This window comes from Dickeya sp. CFBP 2040 (assembly GCF_012273755.1).
Lineage (GTDB): Bacteria > Pseudomonadota > Gammaproteobacteria > Enterobacterales > Enterobacteriaceae > Dickeya > Dickeya poaceiphila.
On record NZ_JAAVXH010000030.1, the window covers coordinates 78,586 to 95,379 of the forward strand.

Below are 16,794 nucleotides of genomic sequence, written 5' to 3' on the forward strand. Positions count from 1 at the left end.
AATCCCCTCTTTATATTGAAAATATTATGATGGAAATAAGTCCGATACCTACAACATGGAATAACGAACGTTTTTCGCCGCATTTAGTCAGCCATAACCGCCTGATCACGCCCCTGACGCTTGGCCTGATACAACGCGTTGTCGGCGCGCTGCATCAGGTGGTCGATGCTTTCGCCTGGATTCGACTCCGCTATGCCGCAACTAATGGTCAGGTTAATCACCTGATGCCGATGCGACACCAGCGCAAAGCGGACAGCCTGACGTATCTTCTCGGCGATGTGGTGAGCCTGATGCAGCGAACAGCCTTCCAGCAGCAGCACGAACTCTTCACCACCCCAACGGCAGGCGGCGTCTGTTTTGCGAATCGCCCGCTGCATCAATCGAGCGATTCGCACCAGTACCTGATCGCCAACGTGATGCCCGTACTGGTCATTGATTTTTTTGAAGTGATCCAGATCGATCAGAATAATGGAGAAGGTACGGTGCTGCGTCGATTGTTTAATACGCAAGGTCTGAAAAATGTATTCAAACGCCTGACGGTTTATCAGCCCGGTCAATTTATCGGTCGTTGCCATCAACTCAAGCCGCCGCTGATATGCACCAATAGTCAGCCAGATCATCAACAACATGGTGATGCTGACAGTAATACTAATCCCGGTATTTTTCAGCAGGGTAAGCCACAGCTGTTGGTCGTGCGGCTCGCTGCTCTGCTCCACCATCAACTTCCAACCGAACTCTGGAATAATACGGGTGTTCAGAAAGATATTTTCGTTGTTCAATGAGTACTGATAGTTACCGCCCGGCGACGTCAGGATTTGGGTTGCCAACTGTTGTAATCCCGGCTGCTGATGAATGTTCAGCGCCCGGCGAAACCCCTTGCTGTGAAGCATGACGTCGCCGTTTTCATCGACAAGATAAATGGTGCGGTTGTAGCGCTGTTCGTAATTTTCAATCAACTGGGTGACCCGTTGCACCGGCAGACCGACACCGGTAACGCCAATAAAGTTACCGTTATAATCGAATACCTTGTAGTTGATGAAAATATCCATCCGAGTACGGTTTTCCGGATCGACACCGATTTCAATATCGTATGGTTCGTTATCCTGTGCATTCTTAATATCGAAAAACCACTGATCTTCCGGTGATTGCTCGGAAAGCGTGTGGGTCACCTTTTCCGGATCGTAATAGCGTCGGGTATTATCGGAAACGAAAAAGGAAACCACGGTATTAAAGCGCCGATCAATTTCCCTGAGATAACGGATCATCGCTTGCGGCTCCGTTTCGTTGGACAGCACCCAGTCTTTCACGAAGGTGTCGTGCGCCATCAGCGATGAAATAAAAATAGGATTGAGCAGGTCACGTTGAATTTCGGAATAAACATTATCGCTGGTAAGCGGCAACGAGCTTTCTGAAATCTCGTCGAACAGCGAGTGGCGGGCAACCTGATAACTGCTCCAACTGATCACTAAAAATGCGCTCAGCAACATGCAGGAAAACAGGATAGCCGCCCGTTTTTTGTTCATCCAATAGGTCTGAGAAATGTGAGACAAGGGCAACACCGCATCCTCTCGCTGGCGCCTGCCGACGTATTGCCGGAAAGCATTAATGCAAAATGCCGACATGGTAATGAAGTTAGCCCATAACGCAACTCACCTTATGCTATCCATCACTTTTTCTGATGAAATCCTGCAAATTTCAGCGCAGATTAGGGTGGTGATATTCATCCCCAATGCGTCTGTGCTTAGCGACCAATAATAGTAGATACGCGAATAGTGGATACGCGGCGAACACCTCGCCAGCCCCAAAAAGTTTGAAAACCATAACCTCGCTTAGAGCAGTGTCCACATTAGGTAGCCAGGCGTACTATCAATTCCATCTTTGGGATTCATAAATGGGATTTCTTGCGTCCAGAGCAATTTCAGGCAAAAAAACAAATCCACTTCTGAGATTATACAAGCCGTCAACAAAACCATAACTTATTATAAGAGTTCAAAATGCTTCCTCTAAACGGTTTATACAGGTTGCATGAGCGCATTTCATTAGTACCTGTTGCAGACTTAGCATCTTCCTACGATCTAAGAGCCGGGCAATGTAAAGTTTTAGAGCGTTTCTACTCTATAAAATCAGTGGCAAAATATGTCGGCACACATAAAGAAATGCTTAATGCGGTGGTTCACGAAGTCGTAAAAAAAAACAGTTATCTTAAACAAGAAACAGGATTACTGATTTACGCAAAAACGCAGACACACAATACTTTTTTTGATGACAATTGGTTATCAGATATTACAAAAATGCATGGGATCGGCCACTGGGATTCAATGACTCTGAGCCTGAATCACTGCGCCACGGCATTATCGGCAATACATTTTCTAAAAAAAACAGCAATCAGGAATAAAAAACCACTAATTCTTTTAACCGGCGAGAAGGCTTTTCATAAAGATATTAATAAATTAGATAATGGCCTACTTGCTGAGATACCTCTGGCTTTACTGTTAAATGCGGGTCAGGCGACCTGGAATATCACTGGAAGTATGGTGAGGCATTTACCTGACTTTCATAATAACCACCAGGATAAATCGCCATCCGAACGTCGAGAATACTATTCAACCCTGGAAGACAAGTATGCTGAGTTTTATTTGAAATCTCTGGAAAAATTCAAGTTAAGACTGGATGAAATTGACGCCATCGTGCCAGGAAACCTGGATATACCGCAATTAAAACGTGCTATGGCAAAAATTAATTTTCAGGGACATTTGTTTCTGGAAAACATACCTGAATATGGTCATGCATATTGTTCAGACATACCATTTAATTTAGCTGTACTGCTGAAAGACTTTAATGGCAAGCGTATCCTGTGTGTCTCTATGGGAATGGGGATCACGTTATCAGGAATCTTAATTGAAAAGAGGTAAACAATGGAAAATCTTCTGGTAGCGATAAATAAATCTTTAAATGAAGTCTTGTCTACATCCATCACCGTGACCGAAAATACCGACTTCAATGATGATTTGGATCTCGACTCGGTATTATTCGTGCAGTTTTTGCTGCTGCTCGAAGATCAAATACCGGGATTAATGTTCGAACCTGATCAGATTAATCAGGATGCTTTCACCACCGTCGGAAAACTGATGGCCTGGATCAGCGAGCATCTGGACCTGGAGAGCGCCGATGCATGATGTTCTCTTTAATGACATCTACGCACTCTTTAAAAATCAGTCCCCGAACGAGGCGATACGGAGGTTTCGCCTCAACATGACTGAAAAGAATGTGCAAGAGCCTGCTGTTAAACTGGCTCTTATTGCAGATGTTCAGCAAAACAGCGAAACCGATCCCGTGCTGGAAGCGATGGGACTGTGTATCGAATCAGACTCGACACAAACGTATCAGACTCTCCATCGTCTTTACGGGCCGGTGTCCATTGCCGCCAGGCTTGGCCTGTTATCGAGGATACTGTCCATCAGTTGGCAGCATTTATCTTCGAGGACGAGCTTTGGGGTGAAAACCACCAAACATCAGCTTATCAAGGCCGAATTTGCTGAAATCAGCAATCAAATCGATTTCATGCTCACGCAGTGGGAGTTGCGTATCTCTCAGGATGATTATTCCGGGATAGACGAGGACCACTGGCAAATCAGCTTTCTGACAAACAGAGCTGAAAAGTTGATGGGCGGCCACGGATATCTGCTGGGCAATAGCCACTCGCTCTCGTACTTGTCCGTCATGATTTATAGCCTCTACGGCAAATCCGATGACGAAGAAACCCTGTTTCCCGTTGAACACATTGGTCAACCTGCATGAATACTACGCCAGACATTGCCCTGCCGCAGCGCCAGTCCGTAGGCAGAGACATTTCAGATCTGATCAAGCTTTCATGGCCGATGGTGATTGTGGCCTTCGCGGTCTCTCTTGCTCAAAATATCCAGACCGCGATACTGGGCCACGGAAACGAATCAACATCGTTGTATGTTTTATCTGTAATTCAACCATTTAGCTTTTTATTTCTCTCAATCCTCGAATGCCTGGCGATTTCCAACCAGGTGTTCAGCGCGCGTTCGATGCACCAATGGTCTAAACAAAAACTCCTGCCAGCTACTGCCATTATGGCAACGCTGGGCATGGCGATTGTTGGATTGCTGGCCGGTATCATCTCATTGAGTTCGCCTTTGCTAACGCAGCTTTTGCCGGTAGCCACTCCAGCGTTTTATAGCCAGGTCTTACCGCTTTACTTCGTTTCAATGCTGCCTTTCATCATGCTTGAAATGTGTAACAGCGCGCTCAGGGGCCAAAGCAAGAGTGCCGTCAGCATGATGGTCGTACTGGCTAACATCGCGCTCAATGCCGCCATCTGCTATTACTGCTATCATGTGCAGAATCTGGGCTTCTGGTCGGTGATTATCGCCAACGCACTGTCTGCTTCGCTGCTCACTCCCATCGCGCTTTTACTGGTCCGGCAAACAGGGAAAGGCTGTACCGATCCTCAACCCGGTGCCTTTATCCCCCGCCTCACGGGCCTGCTGCTGAACGTGGGTTTGCCTGTTTTCGCCTCGTTGGTCATTTTGTTTTTTAGCTCGGTGTTGATCATTCCTTTGCTCGGCACGATTGGCGAAGAGTATGTTTCGGCGTATCTCGTCGTGAGCCGCCTCAGAATGCTGATCGTCATTCCGGCTGTTGCCTGCGGTTCAGCGCTGGCCATCATGTTCAACCAAAGGATGTCAACCAACTCGGATAGTGAACTCAAACGCCTGTTGCAGCGTGGCATGGGATTTATCAGCGTACTGTATCTGCTGCTGACCGTTGCGGTTTATTTTCTGGAGTCCCGGCTAGTGGGTATTCTCTCTGGCGATCAACAGATCCAGTACATCAGCACAAGCATGATGATGGTGTTATTACCGGCATTTTTTATCACGCCTTTTGTCGCCTCACTTCAGGCATTGCTTGAACAATTGGATCAGGCCAAAAGAGTTCTCATCCTCACGGTCATTATCGAAGCGGCAACCGTTGTCGCTATGTTAGCCGGATGGAAGCACTTTACTCAGCTGAATACGATTCTTTATCTTATCCTCGCGTTTAATATTATTTATTTTATTGCCTTCGGCAGAGAGTTCATCAGACTGGCAGCTAAAATAGGAGAAAAGAATGTTTTATAGTTTTTTTTATCCTCTACTGTTCGTTTTATGTCTGATTCATCAAAATTATCTCCGTATATTAGTGATTATGCGGTTACGTCCAACTCTGCTGCTTAAAGCAAAAATACGGCCAGCCACACATTACGCAAGAGCATGTCATCTTATTAGTCTGTTTGATCTTTATTCGTTGCATGTAATGTCATCCTGGTTTTCCGCGCTTTATGCCATTCACCTGTTTGAGAAAACACGTGCGCTACCCTATAAGCAAGGTGAATTAATGCTGCTGAGTAGTTGCATACAGGATGAGTTATTGTGGCGTGGCAAAACCGTAACGCTCTTTATTTACCCTCAATCTTCGCCCGATGCTGAAAAAATTCTCCTGCTTCACGGCTGGGATGGCCGCAGTATTATGTTTCGCCAACTAGCGCAGCAGCTTCAAAAGCAGGGATATGCCGTTTTTGCGCCCGATCTTCCCGCACACGGTATCTCAAAGGGTAAAAAGACCTCGTTTTATGATTTAGCACGCTTTGTTCTTCAGATAGCAAAAGACTATGGAAATTTTTCCGTCGTGATGGGCCACTCTACAGGCGGATTAATCAGTTGCATGGCGGCATTACAGGGGATGTCATTTAAAAGTATGGTGCTGATGAGCAGCCCCAGCAGCTATGGAAAAATGGTTGACAGATATGTCGCTATCAATCGGCTTCCAGTGCGAATCGCCGCCTCTATGAAAAAGATTTATCGCTTACGTTATGGCGTTCATCCCGACCATATTGGCCCGGCCCTATATCATGAGATAAAACAACCGGTGTTGATTGTGCATGACGCGCAAGACGTAAGCCTTGGAATGGAACATGCAACCGAGCTGAACGATGCCTTTACTAACAGTCAGCTTGTGACAACACAGGGAAAAGGTCATAACGGCGCTTTACGTGACGCAGAAATATTCAACCATATTTCTGACTTCGTCTCGCGCACGATAAATGAAGACTTCTATTCCTTTAAAAAAAACATCTTCGCAAAAAATCACTAATTAGAATAAATAGAAACAAGAAACATTCATATAATAAAAGCCAGCCAACTCAGCTGCTTCAATTATATAACAAATGCAATCTCAGAGAAATTATTAGAATTAACGTTGTTAAATTCAATCTTCCATAATCAGGACATTGAACGATGAATTTATTACAGTCAAACATAGAAGAATTCATATTATCCTCTCTTCGTAGAATGGGTGTTGAAGCGCCAACACTTGACGCCATTATGGACGGCGCAGAAATGTACGGCCCAACCGGCGTTCTTGATTCTGTTCACCTGGTTGGTTTACTTTCCGATATCGGTGATGTCGTGGAAAGCGCAGACACGTCCAGCGGAAGCTTTTTTGATATTCTCGACAGCGATCTCTTCCTTCAGTTTAAAAATCTTGAAAGCACGAAAACGTTTCTGAGTGAGAGGTTTGGCTATGTCAACTTTTCCGCCTGATAGTGATTTCATCAACCATACGCATATTGAAAACGTATCATACCAACGACTGGCGAATACGATTTCAACGCCCTTTTATGCGTACAGCGCGTCTCAGATTAAGAAAGATTTCAGCGAACTGAAGGCTGCGCTGCCTGCTGGGATTCGTTTCTTTTACTCCCTTAAAGCGAATCCCAATAAAGCCCTGGTTTCATTACTGCATCAGGCTGGCGCGGGAACCGAAGTCTGCTCCTTAGCAGAGTTAAAATCGACGCTCATGCTCGGAGTGAAACCGGAAGAGATCATTTTTGTTGGCCCCGGCAAGCATACCCCCGAACTGACGGCATGTTGCGAAGCGGGTATCAAAGCCGTTGTGGTTGAGTCCATTCAGGAACTGAGTCTGCTGAATGATATCGCCGCGACGCTCAATAAAACGCAAAATATAGCCTTGCGCATTAATCCAGCGTTTAGCGGAGAGAAAGCCCGGCTCGTCATGAGCGGCAAACCTCGCCAGTTTGGTATCGATGAAGAGCAAATTCCTCAGGCCATCGAGCAGGTGAACACACTCGGCAACCTGCGGCTGGTGGGTATCCATATTTATCTCGGCACCCGCATTCTTGAATGGCAGGCCATTGTTCGTAATACACAGAACATCCTCAATCTCGCGCAAGAACTGCAGAAAACCCATGGACTGACGTTCGATTTCGTCGATGTTGGCGGCGGGTTTGGAGTGCGCTATTTCGAGAATGAAAAAAAGCTGGATCTGGAAGCGCTTGGCGCCGCTCTGCAACCTGTCATCCATCAATATCAACAGGCTAACCCCAATACCCATATCATCATCGAACTGGGACGTTACCTGATTGCTCGTGCAGGCATCTTCGTTACCCGCGTGAACTGTCTGAAATCATCGCGTGATGCATGGTTCGCTATCTGCGATGGGGGCGCAAACTGCCACGGTAGCGCCGCTGGCATTAACTCGTTAATACGGCGCAATTTCCCCATGGCACGCCTGGGCACGCCAGGAGCAAGCGAAAAGCAGCGTTATCAGGTCACGGGTCCATTGTGCACACCAACGGATATGTTGGGTGAAAACGTCCTGCTGGATAGGTTACATGCCGGAGATCTTATTGGTATTGGGCACTCAGGCGCGTATGGCGCTAGCGCCTCGCCGGTGAATTTCCTTAGCTTCGGTCATCCCGCAGAACTGCTGATTGAAAACGATAGAGCCGTACTGATCCGCACGCCGGACAATGTCGAAAGCCTGCTGGCTCCTCAGGTTTATGAATCCCTTTCGCTCTGCGATGAGTAAGGTGACACGATGAGTCTGGCTTTCTCAACCTCACAATTGATATGGCAAACCTATGCCCATTCAGTTGACAGGCTTGCCTCTGATGAAAAGCAGAATGAGGCGCTGAGATCCTTTGTGAATGCGCTCTACTGTTCACACGGGCGCGAAGAAACGGCATCAGGTGAACACGTCGATCGGTGGTTCACCTCTGGCGCTCACCCCTTCTTCACCATGCTAAAGCCGCTCCTGATGACGCTGAACGCACAGGCTCCGCTGGCATCACTGGATTTGGTGGTACTGGCGCACTGGACACACGACACCATTATTGGTCACTCCGTGACGAATGCCGTCATGCATGAGGTACAGGCGAACGCTGCATTCGGCATCGCGGTTAGCGACCATGGCATCAGCAGTTCCTGGCTGGCGCTTTCACTGATTGAGGACTATCTGGCAGAGGATGACGAAGAAGATGCCAGGAGCAGCGCACTGCTATTAATTGCCGATCAGAATACATCGCTCCATGAAAGCCGGTATCTGGATACCATTTCAGCACAGCCCTGCGCAGGCGCGGTGCTCTTGAAAAAAGCACCGCGCGGCTCACAGCATGGCGCAAAAAATGAGATCAACTTCAGGGGTTATACAAAAATCCAACCACCCGTAGCGTGGAGCACGTCCTGGCTTGCCACATTGTCGAAGCAATTTTTCGATGCGGCAGACGGTGAATTACCTTTAGTGATTATTACCAGCGCCTTTCTGGCATCCAGGTTCGATGAGCGCAGTTCAGCCAAAAAAATTAATCTACACGTTTGGGATGACTCGCTGCTCTCGGTCGCCCCCTGGGTATTGTTAAAACAATGTGCAGAACCCGCGACGCGCTATTTTTTTCTTCAGGAAGAAAATGAAGCCATCATGGTTGCAGCATTTTTATCAGGCAGCGCATCATGTATATAAACCATATCACCCATTTAATTTCCCCTACGCTGACGCCCATTAGTGAACTCAGTGAGCGGTATAAATGGGGCAACCGAAACGATAAAATATTTAGCCGTTTTCACAAACTGAAATCAGCCAGCCTGTTTCGGGACACGGCGTTGCCGACGCTCTTACAGAACCTGACCAATAAAATCATTCAGGAATGCGAGCCTTCACTACTTGAAAATCTTGATTTTATCGTGTGGGCCCATTCCCTTCATGCCGTCGCACCATTTGACGTAAATTCGGTAATACAGGCACAGTTCAGCCATGTTTTTAATAACAAGAACATTGAATTTTTTTCTGTCACTCAGGCGTCCTGCGCCAGTGGGATGCTGGCGATGAAGTTTATTCAGGCAAAGCTCGACGCAGGAAAATGGCGCAACGGTTTACTCATAACGGGTGAGAAATGTTTTCATAAGACCGTACAGTATGTCGATCAGAATGGATATTTTGGCGAGGGGCTTAGCGCCAGCGTTATCAGTGCGACACCTGCACAAGCTGCGCTCAACGTTAAGGCGCTGGAAATTAAACAGCTCGCAGAATTTGGTACACGTATGCGGGCAACGACACGCGAAAGCGAAAATAAATATGACAGTGAATTTCTCCCCACAATGCATAAAGCGATACACCAAAGCTTGAGTCAGGCAACCTATAAGGCAAGCGAACTGAATTATTTATTACCCTATCATATCAGTCCGGTGACATTTGACCGCCTTGCCGATCGCGTCGGTTTCAGCCGCGATATTATTTATAAAGATAACTTATATACCCTTGGGCATTGTTTTTGTAGCGATGCGTTCATCAATTTGGGTGAGCTTATTTCACAACAAGGAAATAACCTGCAAGGGAAAATCATTCTTAGTCTCGCATCGGGTGTGGCAGGCACATTCGCCACGATGATTATTAAATCAGAAACAGGGGTTACCGAATGAGTATTTCTCATCTGACAAACTGGCTTAGTAAAACAGTCATTTCGCGTCCCGACAATATTGCAATCATTACGACTGACGAGCACGTCACCTGGTCAGAGCTAATGACGCGTGTGCAGAACACTGCGCATTACTTAAAAAGCCAGGGCGTGAAGCGCGGCGATCGCGTTCTGGTCTGGCTTCCGAATAGCATTGATTTTGTGGTCAGCTTCTGGGCGACACAATATTTGCAGGCCGTTTTTGTCCCTGTGAATCCTGACACGCCGCTGGAAAGAGTAATGTGGTTACTCAATAACGCCGAAGCCTTTACTTTAATTACCGAAGCATCCCGCGCAGGCCAGCTTCATGCCGAGCCTGGCCAGACTACGTCCGTAACCGTTATTTATGATAGCGAACCGGAAGATGACAAGCCCTCTGCGGCAACGCTATCACTCAGGCAGATAGCCGCAGCAACGTTTAGCCAAAACGTCTCCGTCACCTCCTCGCTTGACGTTGATCTGGCGTGCTTGATTTACACATCCGGGTCTACCGGAAATCCCAAAGGGGTTATGCTTACGCAGCGTAATATGCTTAGCGCCGCGACATCCGTCAGTACCTACCTGCAACTGGCGGCGGATGACCGTATTTACTGCGCCATTCCCATGAGTTTCGACTACGGACTTTATCAAGCGATCATGGCAACGCGAGTCGGAGCAACGCTGATTCTGGAGCGTGATTTTACCAGGCCGCTGTTCGCCCTGTCGCACGCGGTAAAAAATCAGGCCACGCTGCTGCCTATCGTCCCTTCAATGCTGTCCATTATTGCGCCGCTCGCCAGCCGCTATGATCTGTCGTCAATTCGTAAGATCACCAATACCGCTGCGGCATTACATCCCGCAGACATTGACAAGTTAATGAACCTATTTCCACAGGCGGAAATCTTCTCCATGTACGGGCTGACGGAATGCCATCGTTGTACATGGCTTCCGCCCGCCATGCTCAGGGAAAATAAAGAGAGCGTCGGCTACGCTATCCCCAACACCGAACTGTGGGTGGTTGATGAGCATGGCGTGGCACATACGGCCAACGCCACCGGTGAGTTGGTCATCCGAGGCGCCACGGTAATGAGCGGCTACTGGCGAAATGAAGAACAAACGAAAAAGAAACTACGCCCAGGCCCGCTTCCTGGTGAACAGGTTCTCTATACCGGCGATATCTGCCGTCTGGACAAAAACGGCCTGCTCTACTTCATTTCCCGGCAGGATGACATCCTAAAATCCTGTGGTGAAAAGGTGGCGCCAAAAGAAGTGGAAGGCGTGATTAAACGTTTTCCCGGTGTGTTGCAGGTCGCGGTACTTGGGCTGCCTCACCCGGTTTACGGTGCAGAGATCGTTGCCTGTATTGAAGCACAAGACGCTATCGATCTGCCTGCCCTAAAGGCGTTCTGCAAAACCCATCTCGAAGCTTATAAGTGCCCACATCGTTATGTTGTCAAGGACCAGTTAACGCGCAATCCCAACGGCAAGATCGATAAACATTCGCTGATGGCTTCCCTGACATCACTCACTCAACCCGAAACGATTTAACTTACCGTCAAGGAAACGATTATGTATACCTCCATCATTATCGAAGCCATTGGGCTGGTTTTAGAAACATCCAATGTAAGCGAACTCAATGCGTCAACGCATCTTGAGCGTGATCTGGGCTTTGAAAGCGGCCTGTATATCGAACTGATTATGTACCTTGAAGAGAAAATCGATGGTCTGGTGCTGGACCCGGCGACCTTAGAGCTTAAAAACTTCGAAACCGTCGGCACGCTATCCAGCTATATCGAACGTCAGCTCGTGGATCAGGTGGCATAAATGTCTTCATGGTCTGAACTGATTGCCATTTACCGGCAGTTCCAGAACCACGACGGTAACGCGTGGCAGTGCAGGGGCGATAGTTTTAACTATGTCGCCTTGTTTCACCGCGCCTGCGATATCGCCCTGTTTATCCAGACCCATCAGCAGGAAAGTCACCGGGCGTTCACGCCGGTTTTAGTCTATGGTCACAGATCGTTTGATTTTCTGGCTTCATGGTGGGCGTGCCTGCTGTGCGGTTGTGCGGTTATTCCGGTCGAGGCGGATAATAGCCGCGAACGACTTGATCGGATCGCTAACACTACCGGCGCCAACCTGTTAATCAATACCCACGACACGGCGTTCAGGCTTAAGTATGCGGATGCCGTATCCACCTCCAGCATCCCAACGGCTATCCATCGCGATGATGTGGTTGACACACTCATCCGCCGTACGGAACAAGCGATTGCAGAGCGCAGCTGGCACGGTCTGGCTTACATCATGTTTTCCTCCGGCACTACCGGAGAGCCAAAAGGCATACCCATCACCGTAGACAACCTGGCCGATTTCGTTAGATGGATTGCTACGGATTATCCCCTGAATGGGCCGGTAACCGGTAACGTGCGCTACTGTTTCGATGTTTCCCTGTTTGAGCTGTGGCTTGCCTGGTCGTTTCGCCAGCCGATTTCCATACTCGATTACACGGAGCTGGTTAACACACGCAAGCTGATTGCCCAACATGCCAATATCAAGCTTAGCTGCTGGGTGTCCACCCCTTCCATCGTCAAACTCTATTTGATGGATAAGACGTTCAATCAACAGACACTGCCTTACCTCAATCGCTTTATGTTCTGCGGAGAAACGCTGACCAAAGAGATTGTGGCGTCGTTGTGGGAGCGCTTTCCTGATGCGCAAATCATCAACACCTATGGCCCAACGGAATGCACCGTCGCCGTAACAGCGGTCCGTATCACCCCGCCCATGTTAAAGGACAGTAAGTCCTTACCTATCGGCTCAGCACGCCCTGGAACGGCGGTGTATCTGGAACGAACGGATGATGCCACCGGGTACGGTGAAATTGTGATTAGCGGCACCAGCGTCGGCGCGGGATATCTCAACGCACCACCAGAGCGTGCGGCAAATTTCTCGCTCACCTCAGAAGGCCGCACTTATAGAACCGGCGATATCGGCACCTTTGATGGTCGCTATTTTTACTTTATTGGACGACATGACAAAGAAGTAAAAATTCAGGGCTACCGTATCGATCTCCATGCTATTGAACATTATCTCCTGTCCCGCAGCGGTATCTCAGCGGTCATCGTTGAACCGTATTGCCGCAAAGGCACAGCGGAGTCTGTACAGGTATTTGTCGCCGCAGCCGACGACATCGACTTTTCCTTGCTGGCAGAAGACATGCGGGAGCATTTTCCGACCTGGAGCGTACCACGCTACTGGTATCGGATTGCGGATATCCAGTTAAACAACAATGGCAAGCTTGACCGTCAGGCTGTTAAACAAATCGCATTAGAAAGCGGGTGCAAATATGTTTCTGTCCCAGGTAAAACCTCTGTTTGAAAAGCTGAAAAATCAGGAAGATGCTATCGCTATTATCAATCAGCAAAGCGACTACAGCTACGCGGCGCTGGGGAAACGGGTAGCCGCTATCACCGCATACCTGGTCCCTTTTCGTGGGCAAACGGTGCTGATTCACGGGCATAAACAAATCGATGCGGTAGCGGCTATTTTGGCAAGCATATTGAGCAATTGCTGCTTCACGTTTGTCGATGAGGCCAACCCGGCTTCACGGGTGCAAAAAATCACCTTAATGACTAAAGCGACCGTGATCCTGAATACCAGCGACAAGGCGCTTGACGACCTGGAGGTGAACGCTCAGCTCATGACCGCTGCGTTGCCTGATGGCGATCCCTCGGTGTTGTCTGTGCCCGATACTCTCACGCAGCCCCTGTTTTATATCCTGTCAACCTCCGGCAGTACGGGGGAGCCAAAAGGGGTCCGAATCTCTTATGACAACTTTGCCGCGTTCAACGCCTGGTTTGCCGATGACATCACGCTGAATGCAGCGGGAAGCCATGTCAATCATGCTTGTCTCTCTTTTGATATGGGGATTTTGGATCTCGTTCCTCCGCTGTGCCGGGGCAAAACCGTCCTGATGCTCGACCACAAAAACAATATGTTACCGCGGCAAAATATTAAACTGATGCTGCGCAATGCGCATAAGCCTATTACAAGCTGGTTTTCAACACCCAGTTTCGCCGAACTGATGCTCAAAGACGCGCAGTTCAACGCACAGTCCTTCCCCTCTTTCACCCATTTTTTTATTGGCGGAGAACGGGTATCGCCGTGGCTTATTCAGGCGCTTCAGCAGCGTTTTCCGGACATGACAATTTTTCATGCATATGGCCCGACGGAAACCACCTGCCTTACACACTGCTGGGTTCTGCCAAATCCCGTAGTTACTCATTCCGGGTTGTTGCCTCTCGGACACCCCCGTGGCCTGAATAACGTGTTGATTGTCGATGATGAAGGGCATCCTCTCCCGCCGGGCACGACGGGTGAAGTCAGGCTATACGGCCCTCAGGTATCTCAGGGCTATCTGCCAGACGATCATCCCCGCAACGTCACGTTTGGTTGCGATCATCACGGTAGATATTACGCCACCGGGGATAAAGGCTATATCGACAAGAGCGGTTCCCTTTTTATTTGCGGTCGTGATGACGGGCAAATAAAACTCAACGGCAATCGCATCGAAATTGCTGAAATTGAGATGGCAGCCTGCGACCACGACAATGTTATGCAGTGCTGCCTTGCGGTAAGTGAAGATAGGCATAGTGCGTCAACACCACATCTCTTTGTTCAGCTAGCTGATAATTCACCGGCGCGCTACGACGATTTTCGCCGTCACCTTGCCCAACGCCTGCCGGCAAACATGATCCCCCGGTCGATCATATTTCAGCAGAATTTTCCGATGACGCTACACGCCAAAATCGATAAGAAAGCACTGTTGCAGGAACTGGAAAACCGCGAACGGGTTTAAAGTGCAAGCTCAAGTAAAAAACAAAAACGGCCCTTAAATAAACTCTCTCGGTAAGTCATCGGGTAAAGGCCGACGGGTCGATAACAAGACAATTCAGGATATTTATATGCGCTTCGATCACTCAGGCTATGTTGTCGCAGACAGTGATGCAACGATTAACGCCATTAAACCTTTCTACCCGGAGGTCATCAGATATAAAGAACTGCTTGCCCCCCAGAAGGCGCTGATTACCTTATTATCAACTCAAGATAAATTACATCGCATTGAGCTGGTTGAACCGCTGCCTGATAATATCCTGCTTAATCAAATGCTCATTAAAACCGATAAACAATCCGTTCCTTATCATATTTGTTTTGTCACAGATGATTTTGATAAGCAGTATAAATCGATGAAACAGGCTGGCTGGACAACCCTTACGCGCCCTTTTACCGCGTTCAGCAGCGAACATCGCGCCAGCCATCTTTATCACCCTGCCGTCGGCATTATTGAAATAATGACCAAACCATTATGATGAATACCCATCACGATATTATCCTGCGCGATGCGCTTATTACCGGCGATGATGCCGAGTACATAGCGGAACGCATCAGAGCAACTAACGATCCCGTTCAGTCTCGTATCATGCTTTCCGGGTGGTCTCGCGCTGCACAGCTTAATATGTTGGGCCTGCCCGAACGCTACGCGGCCACGGGCATGGCTGAGGCACGCAGAGATCTCGCCTTATCGGAGCGTCTGAAACTTTACGAAAACATTGGTTATGTCTCTCCCGCGTTGATTTTTCTGGCCCCTGGGCCAGGAATGGCGGCTTATGTCGTCGCGGGCCTGGGAACCGAACGTCAGCAGGACAGCTTTTTTGAGCCTTTTCTCCAGGGGTTACGCTGGTCCTGTTTTGCGATGACGGAACCGACATTAGGCAGCGACGCCAGAGCCATGCAAACCACGGCCACACGCGTTGATGGCGGCTACCTCCTGTCAGGTGAAAAAATGCTGATAGGTAATGGCACTATCGCCGATACCGGCGTGGTTTTCGCGCGCACATCGCAGGGTGCGCTCGGCGTGGATGCATTTATCCTTAATCCAGCAGCCGATGGCGTGCAGCGCCGCCGATTGCAGTTGAACGGCCTTGAGGGAATCAGTCTGGCACATCTGACCTTCAGGGATCTGTTTATCCCTGACGAGCAAGCGCTAGGCCAACATCTGAAGCCAACGCAACGCTTTGCACGTTCTGCTCTCGCCACCTTTGACGCCCTTAGACCTTGCGTCGGCGCCATTGCTCTGGGCGTCGCCCGACGCGCCTTACATGACTGGCAAGCCGATGAGGTGACCACCAGGTACCGTTCATCCGTCCATTTCTCGAAGGCCAGTCTTGAGCTGGATGCGGCCTATCTCAGAGCAGTCCGAGTCTGCCGCCAGCTGGAGGCGCATCAAACCCCGGATTGCACGCCAGGGATGTCAAAAACAGATAGCGTGAGGGTTGCTGAGAGCATCATCAGCAGGCTAATACATGCGATGCCGGCTCAGATAACGCCGCTCCACCATCGACTCTGGCGTGCTTTCCGCGATGTCAAAGCATTTGAATACACTGAAGGCACCCGACACATCCATATGCTTAGCTCCGGCTTTAAACCGTCCAGCGAGGCAGCATGATGCGCCAGTCCGCAGCATTACTCAGCCATCAAAAGCTCAGCATACGCAGTGTAGGAACCCTCATCACTCCCGACAGTCGGCATTTTATACCCTGCCGGGAGAACGAACAGACGGAGTCCTGGTATCACCACTGGCCGGTGTCTCACTGCGGTAATCAATTACACGCCAGCGAAACCGTGGCGCTTTGCCAACACGGTTTAACTCACCACTTGCCGTCTATTTTGGTTTATGACGCACTTTTTCCCGCGGCCAGGGGAGCGACGCCATTACTGCAAAGCCTTTTATGCCACTGCCCCAACTATAGCGAAGCCTGGGGAATCAACAGCGGCGCCTTTTCGCTGAATACCGCCGTCAGGCTGGCCTCGGAGTTCATACGTCCTGGGCACTGTCTGGTTTACGTTCACGATCCGCTGCGCCGACTGTCACCGTCACCGAGTAAACAAGAGATCGTGCTAAATATTCTTACCTTCTCTTCTCAGAATGAACGTTGACC

General features: G+C 49.0%; 17 protein-coding genes. 16 read left to right on the plus strand and 1 reads right to left on the minus strand.

Features of this window, described 5'->3' with window-relative positions; translation table 11 throughout:
* Positions 1 to 83: 83 nt before the first annotated feature.
* Positions 84 to 1,523, minus strand: coding sequence for a sensor domain-containing diguanylate cyclase (locus Dpoa2040_RS04540; RefSeq protein WP_168640478.1), 1,440 nt, complete (start codon positions 1,521 to 1,523; stop codon positions 84 to 86).
* Between the two features lie 471 nt (positions 1,524 to 1,994).
* Between Dpoa2040_RS04540 and Dpoa2040_RS04545 the strand changes: the two genes are divergently transcribed.
* The 16 genes from Dpoa2040_RS04545 (at position 1,995) to Dpoa2040_RS04620 (ending at position 16,792) form a co-directional block, all read left to right on the plus strand.
* Positions 1,995 to 2,912, plus strand: a complete 918-nt coding sequence (locus Dpoa2040_RS04545) for a 3-oxoacyl-[acyl-carrier-protein] synthase III C-terminal domain-containing protein (protein ID WP_168640448.1) — start codon at positions 1,995 to 1,997, stop codon at positions 2,910 to 2,912.
* Positions 2,913 to 2,915: 3 nt separating this feature from the next.
* Entirely contained in the window at positions 2,916 to 3,176 is a 261-nt protein-coding gene (locus Dpoa2040_RS04550) for a phosphopantetheine-binding protein (protein ID WP_168640449.1), read from the plus strand.
* Positions 3,169 to 3,798 carry a hypothetical protein gene (locus Dpoa2040_RS04555; protein WP_042868229.1) on the plus strand — a complete coding sequence of 210 codons (630 nt, stop codon included), beginning with the start codon at positions 3,169 to 3,171 and terminating at the stop codon, positions 3,796 to 3,798. Before Dpoa2040_RS04550 ends, Dpoa2040_RS04555 begins: the two co-directional genes overlap by 8 nt.
* Positions 3,795 to 5,147 carry an MATE family efflux transporter gene (locus tag Dpoa2040_RS04560; RefSeq protein WP_168640450.1) on the plus strand — a complete coding sequence of 451 codons (1,353 nt, stop codon included), beginning with the start codon at positions 3,795 to 3,797 and terminating at the stop codon, positions 5,145 to 5,147. The genes Dpoa2040_RS04555 and Dpoa2040_RS04560 overlap by 4 nt, the downstream gene beginning before the upstream one ends.
* On the plus strand, positions 5,137 to 6,159 hold the full coding sequence (locus tag Dpoa2040_RS04565) for an alpha/beta fold hydrolase (RefSeq protein ID WP_042868225.1): 1,023 nt from the start codon (positions 5,137 to 5,139) through the stop codon (positions 6,157 to 6,159). Before Dpoa2040_RS04560 ends, Dpoa2040_RS04565 begins: the two co-directional genes overlap by 11 nt.
* Positions 6,160 to 6,302: 143 nt before the next feature.
* Positions 6,303 to 6,608, plus strand: a complete 306-nt coding sequence (locus Dpoa2040_RS04570; protein ID WP_168640451.1) for a hypothetical protein — start codon at positions 6,303 to 6,305, stop codon at positions 6,606 to 6,608.
* Positions 6,589 to 7,896, plus strand: coding sequence for a type III PLP-dependent enzyme (locus tag Dpoa2040_RS04575; protein WP_168640452.1), 1,308 nt, complete (start codon positions 6,589 to 6,591; stop codon positions 7,894 to 7,896). The genes Dpoa2040_RS04570 and Dpoa2040_RS04575 overlap by 20 nt, the downstream gene beginning before the upstream one ends.
* Before the next feature lie 9 nt (positions 7,897 to 7,905).
* Complete coding sequence (locus Dpoa2040_RS04580) at positions 7,906 to 8,826, plus strand: hypothetical protein (RefSeq protein ID WP_168640453.1); 921 nt, start codon at positions 7,906 to 7,908, stop codon at positions 8,824 to 8,826.
* Positions 8,817 to 9,782, plus strand: a complete 966-nt coding sequence (locus Dpoa2040_RS04585; protein WP_168640454.1) for a 3-oxoacyl-ACP synthase — start codon at positions 8,817 to 8,819, stop codon at positions 9,780 to 9,782. The genes Dpoa2040_RS04580 and Dpoa2040_RS04585 overlap by 10 nt, the downstream gene beginning before the upstream one ends.
* Entirely contained in the window at positions 9,779 to 11,344 is a 1,566-nt protein-coding gene (locus Dpoa2040_RS04590) for a class I adenylate-forming enzyme family protein (protein WP_210423826.1), read from the plus strand. The genes Dpoa2040_RS04585 and Dpoa2040_RS04590 overlap by 4 nt, the downstream gene beginning before the upstream one ends.
* A gap of 21 nt (positions 11,345 to 11,365) precedes the next feature.
* Positions 11,366 to 11,620, plus strand: a complete 255-nt coding sequence (locus Dpoa2040_RS04595) for a phosphopantetheine-binding protein (RefSeq protein WP_042868213.1) — start codon at positions 11,366 to 11,368, stop codon at positions 11,618 to 11,620.
* Entirely contained in the window at positions 11,621 to 13,174 is a 1,554-nt protein-coding gene (locus tag Dpoa2040_RS04600; RefSeq protein WP_168640455.1) for an AMP-binding protein, read from the plus strand.
* Positions 13,143 to 14,654 (plus strand): AMP-binding protein, encoded by a 1,512-nt coding sequence (locus Dpoa2040_RS04605; protein WP_168640456.1) that lies wholly within the window; start codon positions 13,143 to 13,145, stop codon positions 14,652 to 14,654. The genes Dpoa2040_RS04600 and Dpoa2040_RS04605 overlap by 32 nt, the downstream gene beginning before the upstream one ends.
* Positions 14,655 to 14,760: 106 nt before the next feature.
* Complete coding sequence (locus tag Dpoa2040_RS04610; RefSeq protein WP_042868203.1) at positions 14,761 to 15,165, plus strand: VOC family protein; 405 nt, start codon at positions 14,761 to 14,763, stop codon at positions 15,163 to 15,165.
* Positions 15,162 to 16,301: an acyl-CoA dehydrogenase family protein gene (locus Dpoa2040_RS04615; RefSeq protein ID WP_168640457.1), complete on the plus strand. Its 1,140-nt coding sequence runs from the start codon at positions 15,162 to 15,164 to the stop codon at positions 16,299 to 16,301. Before Dpoa2040_RS04610 ends, Dpoa2040_RS04615 begins: the two co-directional genes overlap by 4 nt.
* Positions 16,298 to 16,792, plus strand: coding sequence for a hypothetical protein (locus Dpoa2040_RS04620; protein WP_168640458.1), 495 nt, complete (start codon positions 16,298 to 16,300; stop codon positions 16,790 to 16,792). The genes Dpoa2040_RS04615 and Dpoa2040_RS04620 overlap by 4 nt, the downstream gene beginning before the upstream one ends.
* Positions 16,793 to 16,794 lie beyond the last annotated feature (2 nt).

What these genes read in the sequence shown, in the direction of transcription:
- Dpoa2040_RS04540 (WP_168640478.1), bottom strand. Translation starts at nt 1,523, where the DNA reads ATGAACAAAAAACGGGCGGCTATCCTGTTTTCCTGCATGTTGCTGAGC.
- Dpoa2040_RS04545 (WP_168640448.1), top strand. Translation starts at nt 1,995, where the DNA reads ATGCTTCCTCTAAACGGTTTATACAGGTTGCATGAGCGCATTTCATTA.
- Dpoa2040_RS04550 (WP_168640449.1), top strand. Translation starts at nt 2,916, where the DNA reads ATGGAAAATCTTCTGGTAGCGATAAATAAATCTTTAAATGAAGTCTTG.
- Dpoa2040_RS04555 (WP_042868229.1), top strand. Translation starts at nt 3,169, where the DNA reads ATGCATGATGTTCTCTTTAATGACATCTACGCACTCTTTAAAAATCAG.
- Dpoa2040_RS04560 (WP_168640450.1), top strand. Translation starts at nt 3,795, where the DNA reads ATGAATACTACGCCAGACATTGCCCTGCCGCAGCGCCAGTCCGTAGGC.
- Dpoa2040_RS04565 (WP_042868225.1), top strand. Translation starts at nt 5,137, where the DNA reads ATGTTTTATAGTTTTTTTTATCCTCTACTGTTCGTTTTATGTCTGATT.
- Dpoa2040_RS04570 (WP_168640451.1), top strand. Translation starts at nt 6,303, where the DNA reads ATGAATTTATTACAGTCAAACATAGAAGAATTCATATTATCCTCTCTT.
- Dpoa2040_RS04575 (WP_168640452.1), top strand. Translation starts at nt 6,589, where the DNA reads ATGTCAACTTTTCCGCCTGATAGTGATTTCATCAACCATACGCATATT.
- Dpoa2040_RS04580 (WP_168640453.1), top strand. Translation starts at nt 7,906, where the DNA reads ATGAGTCTGGCTTTCTCAACCTCACAATTGATATGGCAAACCTATGCC.
- Dpoa2040_RS04585 (WP_168640454.1), top strand. Translation starts at nt 8,817, where the DNA reads ATGTATATAAACCATATCACCCATTTAATTTCCCCTACGCTGACGCCC.
- Dpoa2040_RS04590 (WP_210423826.1), top strand. Translation starts at nt 9,779, where the DNA reads ATGAGTATTTCTCATCTGACAAACTGGCTTAGTAAAACAGTCATTTCG.
- Dpoa2040_RS04595 (WP_042868213.1), top strand. Translation starts at nt 11,366, where the DNA reads ATGTATACCTCCATCATTATCGAAGCCATTGGGCTGGTTTTAGAAACA.
- Dpoa2040_RS04600 (WP_168640455.1), top strand. Translation starts at nt 11,621, where the DNA reads ATGTCTTCATGGTCTGAACTGATTGCCATTTACCGGCAGTTCCAGAAC.
- Dpoa2040_RS04605 (WP_168640456.1), top strand. Translation starts at nt 13,143, where the DNA reads ATGTTTCTGTCCCAGGTAAAACCTCTGTTTGAAAAGCTGAAAAATCAG.
- Dpoa2040_RS04610 (WP_042868203.1), top strand. Translation starts at nt 14,761, where the DNA reads ATGCGCTTCGATCACTCAGGCTATGTTGTCGCAGACAGTGATGCAACG.
- Dpoa2040_RS04615 (WP_168640457.1), top strand. Translation starts at nt 15,162, where the DNA reads ATGATGAATACCCATCACGATATTATCCTGCGCGATGCGCTTATTACC.
- Dpoa2040_RS04620 (WP_168640458.1), top strand. Translation starts at nt 16,298, where the DNA reads ATGATGCGCCAGTCCGCAGCATTACTCAGCCATCAAAAGCTCAGCATA.